The following is a 17,353-nucleotide window of genomic DNA, read 5'->3' on the forward strand; positions in this document are numbered from 1 at the left end:
TGACGCAGGCGAACTATACGCCGATTATGGACATGTTGCGACGCCAGGGGCTCACGTTCGCACCACCCCTACAGAAGCTCCTTGTAGAGCGCGTCGATGCGCTCCCGGTAGCGCTCCGGCGAGAAGATGCGCGCCTGGTCGGGCCCGCGGCGCGACAGCTCCTCGCGCAGGTCCGCGTCCGAATCGAGGGCGCGGATGGCCTCGGCCATCGCGACCGTGTCGTAGGGGTCGACGAGAAGTCCCGCCTCGCCCACGACCTCGGGAAGAGAGGCCGCGTTCGACGAGAGGACCGGCGTGCCGAGCGACATTGCTTCGAGCGCGGGCAGCCCGAACCCCTCGTAGATCGAGGGGAACAGCAGAGCCCGGGCATTCGCCATCAGCGACATCACCTGGTTGAAGGGCAGGTAGGACAGATAGATGATGCGGTCCATCTGGCCGCCGCCCCTGAGCGCCATAGGGCGCACCATCTCGAGCTTCTTCAGGAGCTTCTCGTAGCCCCAGCCGAGCTTGCCGACGATCACCAGGGGATGGTTCGACCGCGCGGAGATGAAGGCGTCGACGAGCCGCTCGAGGTTCTTCTTCGGCTCGAGCGCGCTGACGAACAGGAAGTAGCGCTGCGGCCTCAATCCGAACGAGGCCACCTCCCGCTGCGTGTCGTCGCGCGACCGGTCGAGGTAGCGGGCGGGCAGGCTCACGGCCTGATGGGTGTTCACCACCCGGTCCTCCTCCACGCCGAGGAAGCGGATGATGTCCTGGCGCGAGAACTCCGAGACGGTGACGATCTTGTCGGCCGTCCGGGCGAGGACCTTGAGGCCCTCGAGCATCGCCCGCTTGTTGTCGAGCGTCGTGTGCGGCAGGCGCAGCGGCACGAGGTCGTGGATCGTGTAGATGTTCGGGCACCCTTTCACCTGGACGGAAGCGGGGTGCGTCGCGTGGAACAGGGCCGGCTGGCGCAGCGGCTTCAGCGTCAGCCTCTTGCCGTAGCGCAGGAGGTGCTGGTCGGCGCGCCAGAACAGGAGCTCGGCCGCCTGCCGGCGCCTGAAGCCGCCGAGGCCGGGGAAGATCGAGGCATCGGCGGTGAAGCCCGAGCCGACCTCGTGCGCCGTCACCGCCCTCGGGAAGTTGGCGAGATAGTGCTTCACCTTCGTGTAGCGCGACCGAATCGGCGAGATCCTCTCCCGGCCGGCGCGGTCGTAGAGGCGGATCTCGTTCCACTCCGGGTTGTTGCGCGCCACGGGAAACTCGGTGTCGAAGACCACGTCGAGCTCGTAGCCGAGGTCGCGCAGCACCTCGGCGAGGTTGCGCGCATAGGATGATATGCCGGTGCCCTCGCGAACGGCGAGATTGCGGCCTTCGAGCAGTATTGGAGCTGTCATGGTCGTCCGAAGTACAGGAGTTGGTCTTCACCGGAGCGGTCCTCATAGGCCACCCGCGGCGCGATCGGAAGAACGTCGCCCGTGATATCGAGGCGGGCGACCGCCCCGTAAATGTCCAGCAGCTCCCCGAGGAGAGCCTGCGCATCCTCGTAGCGGCCCGGGTTGTACTCCAGCACGAGGTGCGGCCGGTGCGTCCGCAGCGTGTCGAGGCCGCCGCGCAGGATCGCGACTTCCGCGCCTTCCGCGTCGATCTTCAGGAAGTCGACCCGGTCCTCCTCCGCCAGAAGCCGGTCGAGGGAGGTCACCGGCACGGTCGTCGACTGAAGATGCGGCGGCGAGACCTTTCCCTTGATCACCCGCGCGTTCTTCGGCTCGCCGGCCGGCCAGACGAGCCGAAGCGAGCCCGTTGGCGTATCGCCCAGTGCCACGCCTTCGATCCTGGTGCGTCTCCGGAAGCCGTTGAGGTGCATCGTCCGCCGCAGCCATTCGAGCGCCATCGGGTTCGGCTCGACGGCCACGACGCGGCCGGCCGGACCGCAGAGATGGGCGAGGGCGAGCGTGTGATAGCCGAAGTTCGCGCCGACGTCGACGCAGACCATGCCCGGCTCGACCCGGCCGATGAGGAAGCGCGTCAGCCAGCTCTCCCAGTAGCCGTCCATCATGACGTGGCCGGCGAAGCCGACATCGTCGCCACGCAGGTACATCTTGAAGCGGCCGAGAACCCGCGCGAGCACGATCCCGTCGCCGACATAGACCGCCTGATGCCGGCTGCGGAACTCGTCCTCGAGCGTCGTCCGGTCGAGGTCGAGGCCGGCGCGCAGGTCGAACGGTCGCCCCTGCCGCGCGAGCCATCGGGCCACGCGCCGGCTGATGTTCAGGTGGCGGAAGGGAGACGGCCGGCTCGAGTGGGGCATGGCGGCGACGTTCGCGAAGCTCCGGAAGGCCGGCGTGGCGGACACGAGGGCCCGGTGCGAGGGATCGGCGGGTGTCACCCGGCGTCACCGTGGTTACACCCATTCCGGCCGAAGATCATCCCCGGACTGCGTGCGGGCGGAGGAGACCCGTCCGGAGCGGCGGGCTCAGACGGGCCTGCCCCGTGCGTGTTCGGCCACCCGCGACACGATCTCCATGCTGAGCTCGACATGCCGCCCCCAGCTGATCGCGCTGTACCCCTGCGCCCGCTTAAGCGCTTCGGCGCGAGAGGGCCCGTCGACATCCGTCAGCCCCTCGATCGCCTCGACCCAGCCATTGCCGTCGATCGTGCCGAGGAGCCGGGCGTGCCCGTCGGCGACCTCGCGGTGGACCGCGATGTCGGAGGCCACCACCGGCGTGCCGAGCGACAGCGCCTCGGCGACCGGCAGGCTGAACCCCTCGACCTGCGAGGGCGCGAGGAGGGCCCGGGCGCCCTTCAGGAGCGCGGCGAGCCCGAGGTCCGGCAGGTCGGCCACCTCGATGAGGTGGGGCGCGAGGCTGGTCGAGCGTTCGAGCACGTCGATCATGTTCTCGTTCTCCCACCCCCGGCGGCCCACGAGCACGAGCTTCGGCGTGTTCGGGCCGTGTCGCCGCGCGAGCTCGCGCCAGACGTTGAACAGGAAGATCAGGTTCTTTCTCGGCTCGATCGTGCCGATGCAGACGAAATAGGGGGCATTCGGCGCGCGTGGCCGGGGGGCGTCCCTGTCGGAGAACCAGCGGTCGACGCCGAGCGGCACGACCTCGATCTCCGGCACCCGCCAGCCCTGGCTCTCCATGTAGCCGGCGACGGAGCGCTTCGTGGCCTCCGAGTTCACGATCAGCAGCGCGCCGCGTTCGGACGCGGTCTGCAGGCGGGCGTGATGCCGGGCCGCCGAACCCGGCGAGCAGAATTCCGGGTAGAGGACCGGAATGGCGTCGTGGATGAAGAAGACCGCCGGCACGCCCCTGCGCTCGAGCCACGCGAAGCGCTGGGGCTTGTCGGTCTGGGTGTGCGAGCAATGAAAGTAGCTGCGGGCGCCGCCGGCGGACCGGTTCGTCGCGGCCGCGAGGCGCGCCCGTGACCGCACCATCTCCTGGACGGGGAGCTGCAGCGCCCGGCCCATGGCCTGCCGCCGGCTCTGTCGCTTCAGGCGCAGGGCGTGCGGCCGGTCGGTGGCGGCAGGCGCCTCGATCGCGGCGCGCAGCTCGCCGTAGAAGGGATCCTCGAGCCCGGTCTCGCTGTCGAGGAGCCAGGATCTTTCGATCCGGTCGAGCAGGGTGCGCATCGTGCCGTGCCGCACGGCGCCGGTGAAGAGCGGCGTTGTGATGACGCTCACGACCTCGCCGTAGTTCTCCTTCTGCACCAGTTCCTGCGCATAGGCGAACTCCACCCGGTCGATACCGGTGGGGGCGCCACGCAGCAGGCGCGTGGAGATGCGGGTCAGATCCAGGAAGGTCAGCATGTGATGGCGGGCGGTCAGAGGGTGGAGTAGATCTCGAGGGCGAAGTCGATATCGTCGAACACCCGTCCCCGGCCGTTCTTCAGAACCAGCGCCCGGTCGCAGTATGTCTTGATGATGTCCTTGGCGTGGCTGACGAGGATCATCGAGCAGTGCTTGCGTCTCTCGAACAGGGCCTCGCGGCACTTCTTCGCGAAGCGCTGGTCGCCCACGGCTATGACCTCGTCGATGAGAAGGCAATCGAAATCGACCGCCAGGGTGAGGGCGAAGGCGAGGCGCATCGCCATGCCCGAGGAATAGGCCTTCACCGGGTGTTTCAGATAGGAGCCGAGCTCGGCGAAGTCCTCGACGAAGTCGATCGTCTCCTGGATCGGCTTGTCGTACACCCGGGCGATGAAGCGGATGTTGTCGAGGCCGCTCATCGCGCGCGCGAAGCCGCCGCCGCCGAAGCTCAGGGGCCACGACATCGTCATGCCCCGCGTCACGGTTCCTTCGGTCGGCTGCTCGACGCCGCCGATGATCTTCACGAGCGTCGACTTGCCGGCGCCGTTCTTGCCCAGCACGGCGATCTTCTCGCCGGGCCCGACCCCGAAGGTGATGCCGTCGAGGACCCGCTTCTCGCCGAACTTCGTGTCGTAGCACTTGACGATGTCGTGCAGCTCGATCCGCCGGTCGTCCTGCGTCGGCACCGGGGAATGGGGAAGCGACGTCGGCGTCTCCGCGATGATGTTCAATGCCGGTGCTCCAGGGTGACCCTCAGGAGCATGCCGCCGAGCCAGTAGGCGAGCCAGGCGCAGCCGCCGACGAGCAGCAGCGTGAGGATGATCCTCGGATGCGACGGCCGGTCCGGCAGGTTGGGCTCGCTGATCCGCTGCAGGTAGAGGCGGTTGACGGCCGCCTCCTGCCGCGCCTGCTCGAGCGCCTTGTAGGCGGCCGTCAGCGCCTGCACCGAGAGCTCCCGCTCCAGCGACAGGGCCTCGTATGCCGAGATCTTCGGCGCCATGGAGTTTGAATCGCCGGCCAGCTGGCCCCGCACGTCGGCGATCTGCTTGTCGAGGGCCGCCTTCCGGTCGAGCAGGCTGCGCAGCTTCGGGCTCTGGCTCGCGGTCGCCCTGAGCTGCGCGATCTCCGTCTCGATGGTCAGGGCCTGCTGGGTGAGCTCGGTCAGGAGTATGATCTGCGACTGGCTCTGCGCAGCCGGGTCGAGGACGCTCTCGGTGTTGCGGAACTCCGTCATCCTCGCCTGGACGTCGCGGATGCGCGCCTCGACCTCCTCCACGAGGCTCTCGCCGAAGGCGATCGCGTCGGCGGAGGCGCGGTCGTTCATCCGGTTCACGAGCCTCTCGGCCTCCTGCAGCAGCGCCTCCGAGATCGCCTGGGCGTCCTCGGGCCTGAAGGCCAGGACCTCGAGCGTGCTGATGCCCGAGTCGGGATCGAACTCGACCGTCACCACGTCCTGCATGTACTCGTAGATCTCCTCGGTGGTGTCCGAGGCCCAGAACCGGTCGAGCCGCGTCAGGAAGTCGGCCTCGGAGCGGGTCATGCGCTCCACGAACTCCACGTTCCTGACGAGGTAGCCCGCCGCGTCCCGCGAGGAGATATAGGCGGAAATGGCGAAGCTGTCGTCGTCGTTGCGCGCCAATCCGCCCGTCAGGCCGAGCGGGTTGGCGTGTCCCTTCCGGATCACGAAGCTCGCCTCGGAGGTGTAGCGGTCGGCCGCGATGAAGAAGAGGTAGACCGATGTCACGAAGAGCGGCAAACACACCACAAGGAGGAACGGCCACCTCCGGAAGCCCGACGCCTTGACCTCTGGCTCGACCTCGTCCGTCTCGATCTCGAGGAAGCGGACCTGGGGCTGCGAGGGCGCGCGGCCGGCGGGCTCGAAGGCGGGGGCCGGCAGATCCTCGTTCGGCGCCGGAGCGGTCGGCGCGACCTCGGGCCTGAACGGCAGGTGAATGGCGCGCGCTCGCTCCGGCATCTGTCGCAGCACGGACAGCGGAATGCCGCGCACGAGCCGCGCGACGGAGGCCCTACGGGAGGTCGGTCCCGTATCCGAACCGGATCGGGAGTGGCTTGTCATCGGCATCTAATTCCCTGGCCGGTCTCTGCGGCCATCCTGCCTCGCCTCACCTGCGTGTGGCCGGCTCGCGCCGTGCCGACGCGACCGGCCAGTTGGAGGGCTGAATCATAGAAGAAGCTTGGCTCCATGCCCATGGCCCGTGCCGGGCAATTCCATAAGTCGAGACGTGCCGAGCCGGCGGCGGCCGCAGCCATCTCGAATGCGGCGTCCTGGGCCACCCCTCGCCGCCGGGATCCGGTTCTATTCTGAAACAATATCGCGAGGTCCCTCCTGGCCGGCCGCGCTCGCCCCGTTCGCAGCGGCAGCGCCAGTCACTCGAACCAGTGTTATACGGCAGTTTCTGCCATTTTTGTGATGCTGCGGAAACCAGCGGAATCCGAGGGGCCGCGAGGCGGAGGCTCCCTTCGGGCGAAGGGCCGGTGTGGCTCGTGTCTGTGGCCCAAAAGCCACAAGGGCCTATCGATGGCCCCACACGCGACCCGAGAGATAGCCTTCGTTCACCTTATGTGTGTACCGCTATGCCCAAACAAGAAGCGCGAGTCCGACGCCCCAACGCGTAGCGTAGAAGACCGGAGTCATGATGCCCAACCGTGTCGTCGTCCTGGCCGCCGCACTCATGCTCGGCGGCTGCTCTGCTTTCCCCTCGCAAGGACCTTCCGCGGGAGCGATCGAGAGCGGAGCCGGGGTGCAGGATCCGCAATGGCTCGAGGCGGGCTATCTTCTCGTGCCGGTCAACCAGCGCACGCTCGCCTATGCGGCGGCCGAAGGTCGCCCGAGCTTCCGCAGGATCGCTGCTCTGAGCCTTCCCGCCGAACAGGGGATCGGCGTGGGAGACGTTGTCTCCGTTGCCATCTTCGAGGCAGGCGTCGGCGGTCTGTTCTCGAGCGTCAGCGTCGACGGCGCGAGCTCGTCGAGCAGCACTCGCCTGCCGGACCAGCAGGTGACGCGCGACGGCAGCATCACCATTCCCTATGCCGGCCGCCTCAGCGTCGCCGGCCTGACGCCGAGCCAGGTCGAGGCTCGGATCGTGCAGGCGCTCGGGCAGCGGGCCGTGGAGCCGCAGGCGGTCGTCTCCGTCGTCCAGGGCACCTCGACCTCGGTCTCCGTCACCGGCGATGCCGTTGCCGGCAGCGCGATCCCGATCCCCGCCAATGGCTTGAGGCTCCTCGATCTCATCGCCCGCGCCGGTGGTCCCACCGCGCCGGTCTACGAGACCGCCGTCGCGCTGACGCGTGGCGGGCAGACGGTCCAGATACCTTTCACCGAGCTCGTGTCCAACCCTTCCGAGAACGTCTACGTGAAGCCCGGCGACGCGGTGCTCCTGACGCGGCAGCCGCGCACCTTCGTGGCCCTCGGAGCCACCGGCGCGAACACCCAACTGCCGATCAAGGGCTACGAGATGACCGTGGCCGAGGCGCTGGCCGACGTGGGCGGCCTCAACCCGAGCCAGGCCAACGCGACCGGCGTGTTCCTCTTGCGCCAGGTTCCGGAGTCCGAGGCCAGGGCGATGTTCCCCGGCGACGCGATCGCCGCGCAGGGCCCAACCGTGTCGGTGATCTACCGCTTCGACATGTCGCAGCCGACCGGCCTCATCTATGCCCAGCGCTTCAACGTGCGCAGCGGCGACATGCTCTACGTGGCGACGGCGGCCTTCGCCTCGGTGCGCAACGCGCTGTCGATCTTCCAGGGCGTCGCATCGCCGGTCATGTCGACCGCCGCGACGGCGGCGAGCTTCTGAAACGGCGAAGCAAGGCTCAGGGAGCGCTGAAGCGCTCCTGCAGCCCGTATTCGCCGACTGTGAACGGGGCCGTGACGGGGAAGTAGGAAAGCCACTCGCGGCAGTCGATCTGGCGCCACGCGGCTCCCGGTCGCTCCGAGAAGGGGCGCGGCTCGCAGCGCCCGGTGGCGGCGAAATCGGCCGCCCTTGCCTCGGCATCCGGCAGATGCGTCTCGTCGAGGTTCTCCCAGCGCTCCCAGCGGATCATCCCGAAGCCCTCGGCGAAGTAGAAGCGCTCGAGATGGTCGGCCGTCTCGATGCTGGCGCGGCCGTAGTGCTCCGAGACGATGACGCGAGCTTCGACCGACACCTCGCGCGGCCTGGCGCCGGGCCCTTCGCTCACGCCGAAAGAGAGTTCCTGCGTGTCCAGCCGATAGCGCGTGTAGGACCTGTTGTAGGTGAAGGTGCAGGCATCGCGCTCGTACACGATGTTGAGCCGAGCCATCGCGTCCGTCCATCGTCCCTCCGCGATGTCGTCGCCGAAGAGGAGCCATCCCTCATGCCTTAAGAGGCCCGAGGAGAAATAGCATGTGGGATCGACGAACCACTGCCGGCCAGCCCCGCCATCCTCGGTGAAGATGAAGTAGAATGCGTTGCCGATCGCGGCCGCGATCTGGCCGCCGTCTCCTTCGCCCGCGTCGAAATGCTCGAAGCGCCTGCCGCCGGTGCCGAAGTCGAAGGTCTGCACGGCGAGTGGGCCGGCGTCGCTCTGCCAGAGAACAGAGTCGCTCGCCTGGTAGCCCCGCGGGTTCGCTCGCGCGGCGGCCCGGTTCGGCTGGTCGTGACGCCGGAAGAACGCCTCGTCCTCCAGCGTCTGCATTCGCGTGGCGGGGCAATCCGGGGTGAAGGGAAGGACGGGAAGGGGCGTGCCGCCGGGGTCGACGCAGATCGACTGGACGAGGAAGGCGAGACCTGCGCTCACGTCCATCGCGCAAAACCCGTCGCGCGGCTCGCGAGCTGTGGATCACCGGGCCTACGCGCAGCGTGCAAGACCCCGCCTATATCCGGTTGACAATTCCTACCGGGTCTATAGGATTTAACTCGAGCTGGTCGAGGGTGAGGGAGGCAGGTGATACGGCGACCTCACTCCGCGGGAATGAGACGTCCGCCGATCTCGTATGCGGGTGCGGGATCGCGGCGGATGGCGCCGGCGACACGGGGCTCGCGGTCGGCGGCGGCCGTGCTCTCGATCGAGAGGATGCGGCGCGCCAGTTGCGGGATCAGGATGGCGCGGGCTTCGGGGGTGTGGAAGCCGCCATTGATCTGGCACGTGGCCAGGAGATAGTTCCGGTAGTGCTCGACGAATTCCGGGTCCGGGCCGACGGGGTCCTGCCAGAACTCCGCGAGGGTGCCCTGGAAGGTCAGCCCTTCCACGTCGTAGACCGCCTTGCCCATGCACTTGACCGGTGAGCCGCCCATGACGCCCTGCAGGCCGCCGGTCGAGTTGATCGTGACCATGCAGTCGGACAGGCGCATCAGCTCGGCGATGCCGGTCTTGCGCATGTAGACGGCGCGGCCTTCGAGGCCGAGCTCCTTCGACAGTCGGGCGAACTCCTCGGAGAGGTTCTCGATGCCGTAGTCGAGCGGGTGCTGCTTGACGACGAGGAACGCGTCGCTGGGCGCCGAAGCAGCGAAGGAGCGCACGACCTCGTTGAGGAAGCGCAAGTTGCTGCCGAACGGCGAGTGGTAGCGGATCTGGCCGTCGCCGGGCTTTTGCATCAACGTCAGGAAGATCCGGCCCTTCGACTGCTCCTTGTGCTCGACGACCCGGGCGAGGAGCTTCGACTCGTCGTGCAGGACCCGCCACGCGTACTCGCCGACATAGCCGATCATCTGCCGCGCGACGGAGTGGCCGTAATAGCGCGGGTTGTAGGGCAGAACCGGCTTCAGCAGCGAGCTCCAGGCGAAGTGCCGGATCGTGTTGACGACATGCGGGCGCATGTTGACCGAAAACTCGCGGCACTTCCGGCCGGGCCGCTCCGCGCTGCGGATGACCTCTGGGTCGCGGCTGAGCTCGCTGTTGCCGTTCACCCCGTTGTCGGCGAGCGTGATGTGGTGCGGCCGGAGGTAGCCGTTCTCCAGCACCAGGCGCGAGACGTTGAGCCGCTTCGCGATCGCCAGAGCGATCCGGTTGCGCGGCAGCGTGTCGTTATAGGTGACGATCGTGTCGATGCCGCGCTCGCACAGGACCTGCCGGATGAACCGGCCCCAGTTGACGGAGCGGTCGAGCCGGATCCGGTTCCTGGCGGGCGTCTCCATGTGGTCGCCGCCGTCCAGGATCACGCGATAGACCTCGGCCCCGCCATTCTCCAGAGACACTGCCAGCTCTCGAAAGAGAGGCCCGAACGGTGCCCCAACGAAGAGAATGCGCTTTGCCACGACGTCGCGCTCCCACAACCTCACCAACTGCAGGCCCCCTTTATTCTAGCGATCGATGGTTTTGTCACCGTCTCGTGAGGGTGAAACCGCCAATCGCCGCTGCAGTGTTGCACCGTTGCCATAAGGGAACTGGCCACAGGTGTGCATCAGCCGCTGACGGTGCGCAAGGGGAAATCTCGCGGCACCCCGTCAATCCGGGGGGCGACCCGTGGCCATCGATGCTGCACTTTGCACGTGCGGCCTCCGGACTTGGGTCGTGGCATCATTTTGCGCTGCACCCCTTGCGCTGCGGAAGAGGCTGGGGCAAGGGCATGTCTCTTTCATCGCTGAGGACACCAGCGTGAAGTGGCTACACCGTTCCGAGCTCGCCCCGCCGGCCCCCGGGGGAATGCCGCCGACAGAGGCGTGCGGGAGATGGTCATGCTGAAGGGCTTGAGGCAGGGGCTCGGTTCCCTCCTGCGCGGGCGGAGGCGGGTGGCGCCCGACGCCTCCGTGGCAGAGGCACGTGTCGACGCGCTCGTGCGGACGGCCGACGGCGCCCGCGACGGCGGCCGGTCGGCGGAGGCGGCCGCGCTCTATGCCGAGGCGCTGGCGGCGGCGCCCGAACGGGTCGACCTGCGCGTCCAGATGGCCAACATGCTGAAGGACTCGGGCCGCCTTCTCGAGGCGGAAGAGGCCTATGGCGAGGCGCTGCGCGTTCGGCCGAAGGAGGCCGACATTCACCTGCAGCTCGGCCACGTCCACAAGACGCTCGGCCGCCGCGAGCGGGCGCTCGAGAGCTATCGCATGGCGTTGCGGCTCGATCCGGGAAGCGACGCGGCGCGCCACGAACTCCTCGAGCTGGGACGGGCCGAACTGCAGGGCGACCGTCTGGAGGCGGGTGCCGTCGACCGCGCGCTCGAGCGCATCGCCGCGCTGACCCACCGCATGGAGCTGCTTTCCCGGGAGGTGGAGGAGGTCAGGCGCGCCCTTCCCAATCTCTGGATGGCGGCCGCGTTCCCGGTTTCGCTCTATGGGGCCTACCGCGAGCGCTTCGACGTTCCTCCAGCGCCCGCAACGGCCGGCGGCGTCGCGCTAGGGGTCATCGTCGAGGCGAGCGACGCAGATCCGCGCGCGCTCTACGCCTTCCTCGAGTCGCTGCGGTCCCAGACCCTGACCGAATGGACGTGCGTCGTCGTCTGCAATGGCGCGGGCGTCCGAGAGATCGCCGAGCGCGCCGCCGCGAGCGACGGCCGCGTCCAGTGGATGGAGGCAGGAACCGGCGATCGACCCCCTCTCCCGGAGGTGCTTCGTGAGGCGGGGATTGTGCTGACCCTGGGGCAGGGGCTCGCGCTTCACCGCCGGGCGCTCGAGTGGTTCGGCTATGCCGGTGCGGCCACGCCCGGACGGGCCTTCATCTGCGACGAAGAGAGGCGTGCCGGCCCGGACGGGCCCCTCGTCGGCGCGGAGCTGCGCCAGTGCCCTGACCTGGAGATGCTGCTTCAGGCCGATGTGGCAGGCCACGCCGTCGCCTTCCGGAGCGGCGAGCTCGAGGGCGCGCGGCTGCCGCTTGCGGAATTGAGGGTGCGGCGCCTTCTACAGCTCGCGGAAGACGAGGCGGTGGGACATCTGCCGTTGCCGCTCGTGCAGAGCTTCGAGCCGGCGGCTCCGTCGCCGGACGCGTCACGCTACGCGACCTGCGTCGCCGAGTACCTGCGTGATCGGCACGGAAACGGGCCTTCCGCGCCCCGCCTGACGGGCCACGAGCCCGGCCCGCCGGCGATCCTCTGGCCGGCTCCATCGTCTCCATCCGCCATCTGCGTCGTCGTGCCGACGCGCGACAATGCGGCCGACGCTGCCTCTTTTCTGAGCACGCTGTCGCGCAGCGCCGAGGAGCCGGAGAGGGTGGAGGCGCTGGTCATCGACAACGGGACGAGCGAGGAAGCGTCCCTCGTGGAGCTCGACCGCCTTCGCGAGCGCCCCGGCGTGCGCGTCGAGCGCTTCGACGAGCCGTTCAACTGGTCGCGCCTCAACAACCGGGCGGCGCGTCTCACGCAGGCGCCGATCCTGGTTTTCGCCAACGACGACATGACGATGCTCAGCCGCGGGTGGGACGTGATCCTCGATCGTCTGCTGCATCGCGAGGACGTCGGGGCGGTCGGACCGAAGCTCTTCTATCCCGACGCCACGATCCAGCATGCGGGGGTCATCTTCGGCTGGCGCGGCGGCAACATCCATGATGGCCTGCATGCGCCCGGAGACGATCCGGGTCCGATGATGCGCTGGAACCTTCAGCGCCGTGTCGTCGCCGTGGACGGAGCCTTCCTCGCGACGCGCCGGCAGGTTTTCCTGGAGCAGGGCGGCTTCGACGAAGAGGAACTGCCGGTCTCGTCCTCGGATGTCGATTATTGCCTGCGTCTGCGGTCCTCCGGCCTCTCCATCCTCTACGCTCCCGCGATCCGGCTCGTGCATCACGAGTCGAAGTCGAGGGGCAGCGACCACGCCGATCCGGCGCGGGGGGCGCGATACTTGCATGAGCATTCGGTGCTGCAGCGTCGCTGGGGGCGGTTCGCGAGCTGGGATCCGACCGTCAACCCGATCTGGTACGATGGAGGGCGTCCATTCCAGATGATCAGACCGTCCTCGGAAGAGGCGCTGCTCGACTACGTCGCGCGGTCGGGATCCGGCGGGGCGTGGCGGGTGGAGCCATCCGCCGCGGCGTCATGAACATGCCATCAAGCGGCCTCAAGAGCCTGTGGTGGCCGCGTCGGGTCACCCCTGTATCGAGTTCGGGAAGGATCATTCCATGAAGCTGCGGCGACTGTTCCCGCGCACCGCTTCCCTTCGGCGCCGAGGCGGCGTCAGCCGGGAAGTCGAGGCTGGCAATCGGGCCAATGCCGAGCGGAGATGGCCCGACGCCGAGCGGCATTATGCCGCCGCGCTCGCGAAGGATCCGTCGCTGACGGGGGTCTGGGTGCAGTACGGCCACGCGCTCAAGGAGCAGGGCTTCGTCGACCGTGCGGTCACCGCCTACAGGCTGGCCCTGGGGTTCGATCCGCAGCAGGCGGACACGCATCTGCAGCTCGGCCATGCCCTGAAGCTCCTGGGAGAGAAGGTCCGGGCGGCCGAGTCGTACCGGCGAGCCTCCATCGTCGATCCCGGTTTCATCGAGAGCCGCAAGGAGCTGCAGGCCCTGGGAGAGCCCCTTCCGGGTCCGAACGAGACCCTGTCGAAGGAGGCTCTCGAGCGGGAGGCCCTGAAGGGTGGGCACCGTGATGTGCTCGAAGGGCGGCAGGCCGGTGCGGGGGAAGAGCCCCGGGAAGAGATGCAGCTCGCGGCAGCCGACATCGCTTCCCGCAACGGTGCGGGCCGGGAACTGGTCGATCTCTTCGATTCGGGGTTCTACAAACTGCAGGCGCGGCGGCACGGCCTCTCGTCGGGGGCGAGCCATGAGGAGAGCCTTCAGCACTTCTTCCGGACCGGGCTCGCCAAGATGCTGCCGATCCGGCAGGGCCTCGAGTTCGACCCGCTCTTCTATTCCGAGACCTATCTGCCGGGCATGCCCTTCAAGCCGGAGAACGCGTACCGGCACTGGGTCACGGTGGGCCTGCGGCAGAGCCATCATCCCAACCGCCCGGCATGGGTGCGCAACTATGTCGGCGCGACGAGCCCCGATCTCGACGCTCTGGGGCTGGAGACCTGGCACCACGTTTGCGCGGGCGGCCAGAGCTTTCCGAACTGGGTCTCCCTCTTCAAGGCTTATGCCGACGGGGGCGTGCTCGACGCGCGTTGCGTGCTATCGTCCTCGCCCGATGCCACAGGCCTTCTGATCGGCATCGCGGAGCGGCTGCTCAAGGACGGACGGACGGACGAGGCGCTGCGCGTGTTCCAGCGGATCATGCTGACCCGCCCCGGCAACGCCCGGGTGCGCCGCCGCGTGGCGAACATGCTCCTGGAGCGTGGCTTCTACGCCGAAGCGGCCGAACATTATCGGATCTTGGCCACGGACGAGGCGGGCAGGGCGGAGGCGCTCCTGAACCTGTCCTTCTGCTACGAGCGCACCGGCGACTTGCCGCGTACGCTGGACATTCTGAGGGATGCGACCGCCGCCGCGCCGGGCGACCGCGGCATCCGCGAGCATTTCCATGCCGTCTGCAAGCAGCATATCGACCGGACCTGGGCTCTCGCGCAGGCGACGGCGCGGATGGGAGATTCCCAGGCGGCGCAACGCCTGCTCGTCGATGCCGCCTCCTTCGTCGCCGGCCTGACCGAGCCGGACGAGCAGCTGCCCGCAAGGCCCGTGAAATCCGTGGCGATCGTCGGCAACAAGGACCTGCCGCAGTGCTACCTCTACCGCATCGAGCAGAAGATGGAGCACCTCGAGGCTGCGGGGTACCGGGTCAAGCTCTACGACGTCCACACCGAGGTGCCGGACTACCTGGCGGAGGCGGCCGGCTTCGAGGCGGTGATCTTCTACCGGGTGCTCGCCTTCCAGCACATCATCGAGGCGGTGCAGAAGTCCCGCGAGCTCGGCATCGTCACCTTCTACGAGATCGACGACCTCGTGTTCGACGCGGAGCTCTATCCCCCGAGCTACGAGAGCTATGGCGGGCTCATCACGCGCGACGAGTATATCGGGCTCGAGATGGGTGTCCCGCTCTGCGCGGAGGCGATGTCGCTGTGCGACTACGGCATCGCGTCGACGCCCCCGCTGGCCTGCCACATGGAGAGGTTCGTCCGCTCCGGCCTCGTCTTCGTCCACCGCAATGCGTTCGGGGCCAAGCACGAGGCCTTCCGCAGGAAGCCTCCCGTGGCGACGGCGAGCGACGCCGTCACGATCTTCTACGGGTCCGGCACGAAGGCCCACAAGGAGGACTTCCAGGAGTTCGTGGAGCCGGCGCTCGTGGAGGCTGTCCGGCGGCACGGCGACCGCGTCAACATCGTGCTCGTCGGCCACATCACCCGCACCGATCGGCTGAAGAGCATCGAGAAGCACGTCACGTATGTAGATGCCACCTGGGACGTCGACGCTTACTGGTCGATGCTCGCCGTCGCCGACATCAACCTCGCCGTCCTCAGGCCCTCGGAGATGGCCGACGCCAAGAGCGAGATCAAGTGGCTCGAGGCGGCGATGCTGGGCGTGCCTTCCCTGGTCAGCGACACCGCCACCTACCGTGAGGTCGTGAAGGACGGCGAGACGGGGTTCCTCGCCCGGACGGTGGCGGACTGGACGAAGACGCTCGATCGCCTGATCGCCGATCGGGACCTGCGCCGGCGGGTCGGCGCGGCGGCGCGTCGACAGGTCGAGGAGGAGTATGGGATCGATGCGATGGCCGGCAACATCCGGCGCATCCTCGAGGAGGCCGTGCCCGTCGAGGAGGCAAGGAAGCGCCCGCTCGTGGCGATCGTGAACGTCTTCTATCCCCCTCAGGCGATCGGCGGCGCGACCCGGGTCGTCCACGACAACGTTCGGGATCTGCAGCGGCTCTACGGCGACCGCTGCGATTTCGTCGTCTTCACGACCATCGAAGGCGACAGGCGCGCCTACCACACGATCACCTATGCCCAGGACGGCGTTCGCGTGCTCGGCGTCGTTGCGCCCGACAATCCCCGGATCGACCAGGTCGTGCAGGATCCGAAAATGGAAGAGGCGGTCGAGCGCTTCCTCGACATCGCGCAGCCCGACCTCGCGCATTTTCACTGCATACAGCGATTGACGGTCGGCGCGGTCGAGGCGGCACTCAACCGGGATATCCCCTACGTCGTTACCGTCCATGACGGCTGGTGGATTTCGGACCGGCAGTTCCTCGTCGACGCGGCCGGGCATCTCGACCTCTACGACTATGGGCAGCCATATCGCACGGCGAAATCTTCGGGGAAGGACGCCTTCGAACGCCTGATGCGCCTGCGCCGGCCCCTGATGGAGGCACGCAAGGTGCTCGCCGTGTCGGAGCCGTTCGCCGAGATCTACCGCCAATGCGGCGTGCCGAACGTCCAGGCCGTTCCGAACGGCGTCTCCGATCTTCCGCAGGTTCACCGCGTGCCATCGCCCGACGGAAAGGTCCGGCTCGGCTTCATCGGCAGCATGTCGAACCACAAAGGCTGGCACCTCGTCGAGCACGCCCTCCGCAACGGCCGCTTCGAGAACCTGCGCCTGCTCGTCGTCGACCATGGGATGGCCGCGGGGGAGGAGCGTGACGAGATGTGGGGCGCGACGGAGGTCGCCTTCCGCCCGAAATGGCCGCAGGCGCGCATCGGCGACCTCTACGGCACGCTGGACGTCCTGCTCGCTCCGTCCGTCTGGCCTGAGAGCTACGGGCTCGTGACCCGCGAGGCGCTGCTGTGCGGCTGCTGGGCCGTCGCCTCGGATCGGGGCAGCATCGGCGAGGACATTCAGCACGGCGTCAACGGCTACCGGATCTCGGTCGAGGATTCCGAACCGCTGACCGAGGTTCTGGAGGCGATGAACAAGGATCCGCAGCGCTACCTGCAGTCGCCTCCGCCACACACGAAGCTTCGCATGTCGGAGGATCAGGCGAGGGACCTCTTCGAGATCTATGCGGAGTTGCTCGGCTGGTCCGACGTCATTCCAGACGCTCTGCCGGGCGAAAGCGACGAGCAGGGCCTGCAGATCGCGGCGGGCACGGCGTGACGGAACCGCTTGAGGCTGCCGCGGATCACCCGTCCCCTTGTGGACAGATGCCCGGTCACTGTGTAGGAAAGCGAGCCTTCCGGAGCATGCGCTGGCATGCATTTCCGGAGGGTCTTTGTTGGGAGTAGCTATGAAGATCCGCCCGCTTGAGATCCCCGAGGTCCTTCTGATCGAACCTCAGCGTTTCGGCGACGAGCGCGGCTGGTTTAGCGAGACCTTTCGAGAGGCGGCGCTGGCCGAAGCGGGCTTCACGCGGCGCTTCGTTCAGGACAATCACTCCTTCTCTGCACCGAAGGGCACCCTGCGTGGCCTTCATTTCCAGGTCGATCCCAACGCGCAGGACAAGCTCGTGCGCTGCACGAGGGGCAGCATCGTCGATGTGGCCGTCGACATCAGGCAGGGCTCGCCGACATACGGGCGGCACGTTAAGGCCACGCTCTCGGCGGAGAACGGACACCAGCTTCTCGTGCCGATCGGTTTCGCCCACGCCTTCGTGACGCTCGAGCCCGACTGCGAGGTCCAGTACAAGGTGACCGGTTACTACTCGAAGGAATGCGACCGCGGCATTTTCTGGAACGATCCGGATCTCGGCATCGAGTGGCCGTTCCCGGCGGAGGAAATGACGCTGTCCGAGAAGGACAAGAACGCGCCGCTTCTCGCCGACAGCGCGCCCTTCTTCGTCTATTGAGTGCTAACGGA

General features: G+C 67.9%; 11 protein-coding genes. 4 read left to right on the forward strand and 7 right to left on the reverse strand.

The features are described 5' to 3' along the window. Nucleotides 1-68: 68 nt before the first annotated feature. The 5 genes from N177_RS18160 to N177_RS18180 form a co-directional block, all read right to left on the reverse strand. Nucleotides 69-1,376 (reverse strand): glycosyltransferase family 4 protein, encoded by a 1,308-nt coding sequence (locus N177_RS18160; RefSeq protein WP_023433875.1) that lies wholly within the window; start codon nucleotides 1,374-1,376, stop codon nucleotides 69-71. Then, nucleotides 1,373-2,368, reverse strand: a complete 996-nt coding sequence (locus tag N177_RS18165; RefSeq protein ID WP_023433876.1) for an FkbM family methyltransferase — start codon at nucleotides 2,366-2,368, stop codon at nucleotides 1,373-1,375. Before N177_RS18165 ends, N177_RS18160 begins: the two co-directional genes overlap by 4 nt. Before the next feature lie 87 nt (nucleotides 2,369-2,455). Next, nucleotides 2,456-3,790, reverse strand: a complete 1,335-nt coding sequence (locus tag N177_RS18170; protein ID WP_023433877.1) for a glycosyltransferase family 4 protein — start codon at nucleotides 3,788-3,790, stop codon at nucleotides 2,456-2,458. A 14-nt stretch (nucleotides 3,791-3,804) separates the two neighbouring features. After that, entirely contained in the window at nucleotides 3,805-4,521 is a 717-nt protein-coding gene (locus N177_RS18175) for an ABC transporter ATP-binding protein (protein ID WP_023433878.1), read from the reverse strand. After that, nucleotides 4,518-5,867: a KpsE/RkpR family capsule polysaccharide export protein gene (locus tag N177_RS18180; RefSeq protein WP_160170944.1), complete on the reverse strand. Its 1,350-nt coding sequence runs from the start codon at nucleotides 5,865-5,867 to the stop codon at nucleotides 4,518-4,520. The genes N177_RS18175 and N177_RS18180 overlap by 4 nt, the downstream gene beginning before the upstream one ends. A 577-nt stretch (nucleotides 5,868-6,444) precedes the next feature. Here N177_RS18180 and N177_RS18185 point away from each other — a divergent pair. Further along, nucleotides 6,445-7,605: a polysaccharide biosynthesis/export family protein gene (locus N177_RS18185; protein ID WP_023433880.1), complete on the forward strand. Its 1,161-nt coding sequence runs from the start codon at nucleotides 6,445-6,447 to the stop codon at nucleotides 7,603-7,605. A gap of 16 nt (nucleotides 7,606-7,621) precedes the next feature. On the opposite strand, the gene N177_RS18190 is transcribed toward N177_RS18185, so the two are convergent. Then, nucleotides 7,622-8,572, reverse strand: coding sequence for a hypothetical protein (locus tag N177_RS18190; RefSeq protein ID WP_023433881.1), 951 nt, complete (start codon nucleotides 8,570-8,572; stop codon nucleotides 7,622-7,624). Nucleotides 8,573-8,727: 155 nt separating this feature from the next. Continuing rightward, nucleotides 8,728-9,963, reverse strand: coding sequence for a capsular biosynthesis protein (locus N177_RS18200; RefSeq protein ID WP_023433882.1), 1,236 nt, complete (start codon nucleotides 9,961-9,963; stop codon nucleotides 8,728-8,730). Between the two features lie 480 nt (nucleotides 9,964-10,443). On the opposite strand from N177_RS18200, the gene N177_RS18205 reads away from it, so the two are divergent. The 3 genes from N177_RS18205 (at nucleotide 10,444) to rfbC (ending at nucleotide 17,342) form a co-directional block, all read left to right on the forward strand. Then, the gene (locus N177_RS18205; RefSeq protein ID WP_040486157.1) at nucleotides 10,444-12,729 is read left to right on the forward strand and encodes a tetratricopeptide repeat protein; all 2,286 of its coding nucleotides are present in this window, start codon (nucleotides 10,444-10,446) and stop codon (nucleotides 12,727-12,729) included. A 79-nt stretch (nucleotides 12,730-12,808) separates the two neighbouring features. Then, complete coding sequence (locus N177_RS20765) at nucleotides 12,809-16,654, forward strand: glycosyltransferase (RefSeq protein WP_023433884.1); 3,846 nt, start codon at nucleotides 12,809-12,811, stop codon at nucleotides 16,652-16,654. Between the two features lie 130 nt (nucleotides 16,655-16,784). Further along, nucleotides 16,785-17,342 carry a dTDP-4-dehydrorhamnose 3,5-epimerase gene (rfbC, locus tag N177_RS18215; RefSeq protein WP_023433885.1) on the forward strand — a complete coding sequence of 186 codons (558 nt, stop codon included), beginning with the start codon at nucleotides 16,785-16,787 and terminating at the stop codon, nucleotides 17,340-17,342. Nucleotides 17,343-17,353 lie beyond the last annotated feature (11 nt).

It is taken from the genome of Lutibaculum baratangense AMV1 (genome assembly GCF_000496075.1).
In the GTDB taxonomy this organism is placed as follows: domain Bacteria; phylum Pseudomonadota; class Alphaproteobacteria; order Rhizobiales; family Tepidamorphaceae; genus Lutibaculum; species Lutibaculum baratangense.

Coding starts and splice junctions, on each gene's coding strand:
- N177_RS18190 (WP_023433881.1), bottom strand. CDS start 8,572: ATGGACGTGAGCGCAGGTCTCGCCTTCCTCGTCCAGTCGATCTGCGTC.
- N177_RS20765 (WP_023433884.1), top strand. CDS start 12,809: ATGAAGCTGCGGCGACTGTTCCCGCGCACCGCTTCCCTTCGGCGCCGA.
- N177_RS18170 (WP_023433877.1), bottom strand. CDS start 3,790: ATGCTGACCTTCCTGGATCTGACCCGCATCTCCACGCGCCTGCTGCGT.
- N177_RS18185 (WP_023433880.1), top strand. CDS start 6,445: ATGATGCCCAACCGTGTCGTCGTCCTGGCCGCCGCACTCATGCTCGGC.
- N177_RS18180 (WP_160170944.1), bottom strand. CDS start 5,867: ATGACAAGCCACTCCCGATCCGGTTCGGATACGGGACCGACCTCCCGT.
- N177_RS18205 (WP_040486157.1), top strand. CDS start 10,444: ATGCTGAAGGGCTTGAGGCAGGGGCTCGGTTCCCTCCTGCGCGGGCGG.
- rfbC (WP_023433885.1), top strand. CDS start 16,785: ATGAAGATCCGCCCGCTTGAGATCCCCGAGGTCCTTCTGATCGAACCT.
- N177_RS18160 (WP_023433875.1), bottom strand. CDS start 1,376: ATGACAGCTCCAATACTGCTCGAAGGCCGCAATCTCGCCGTTCGCGAG.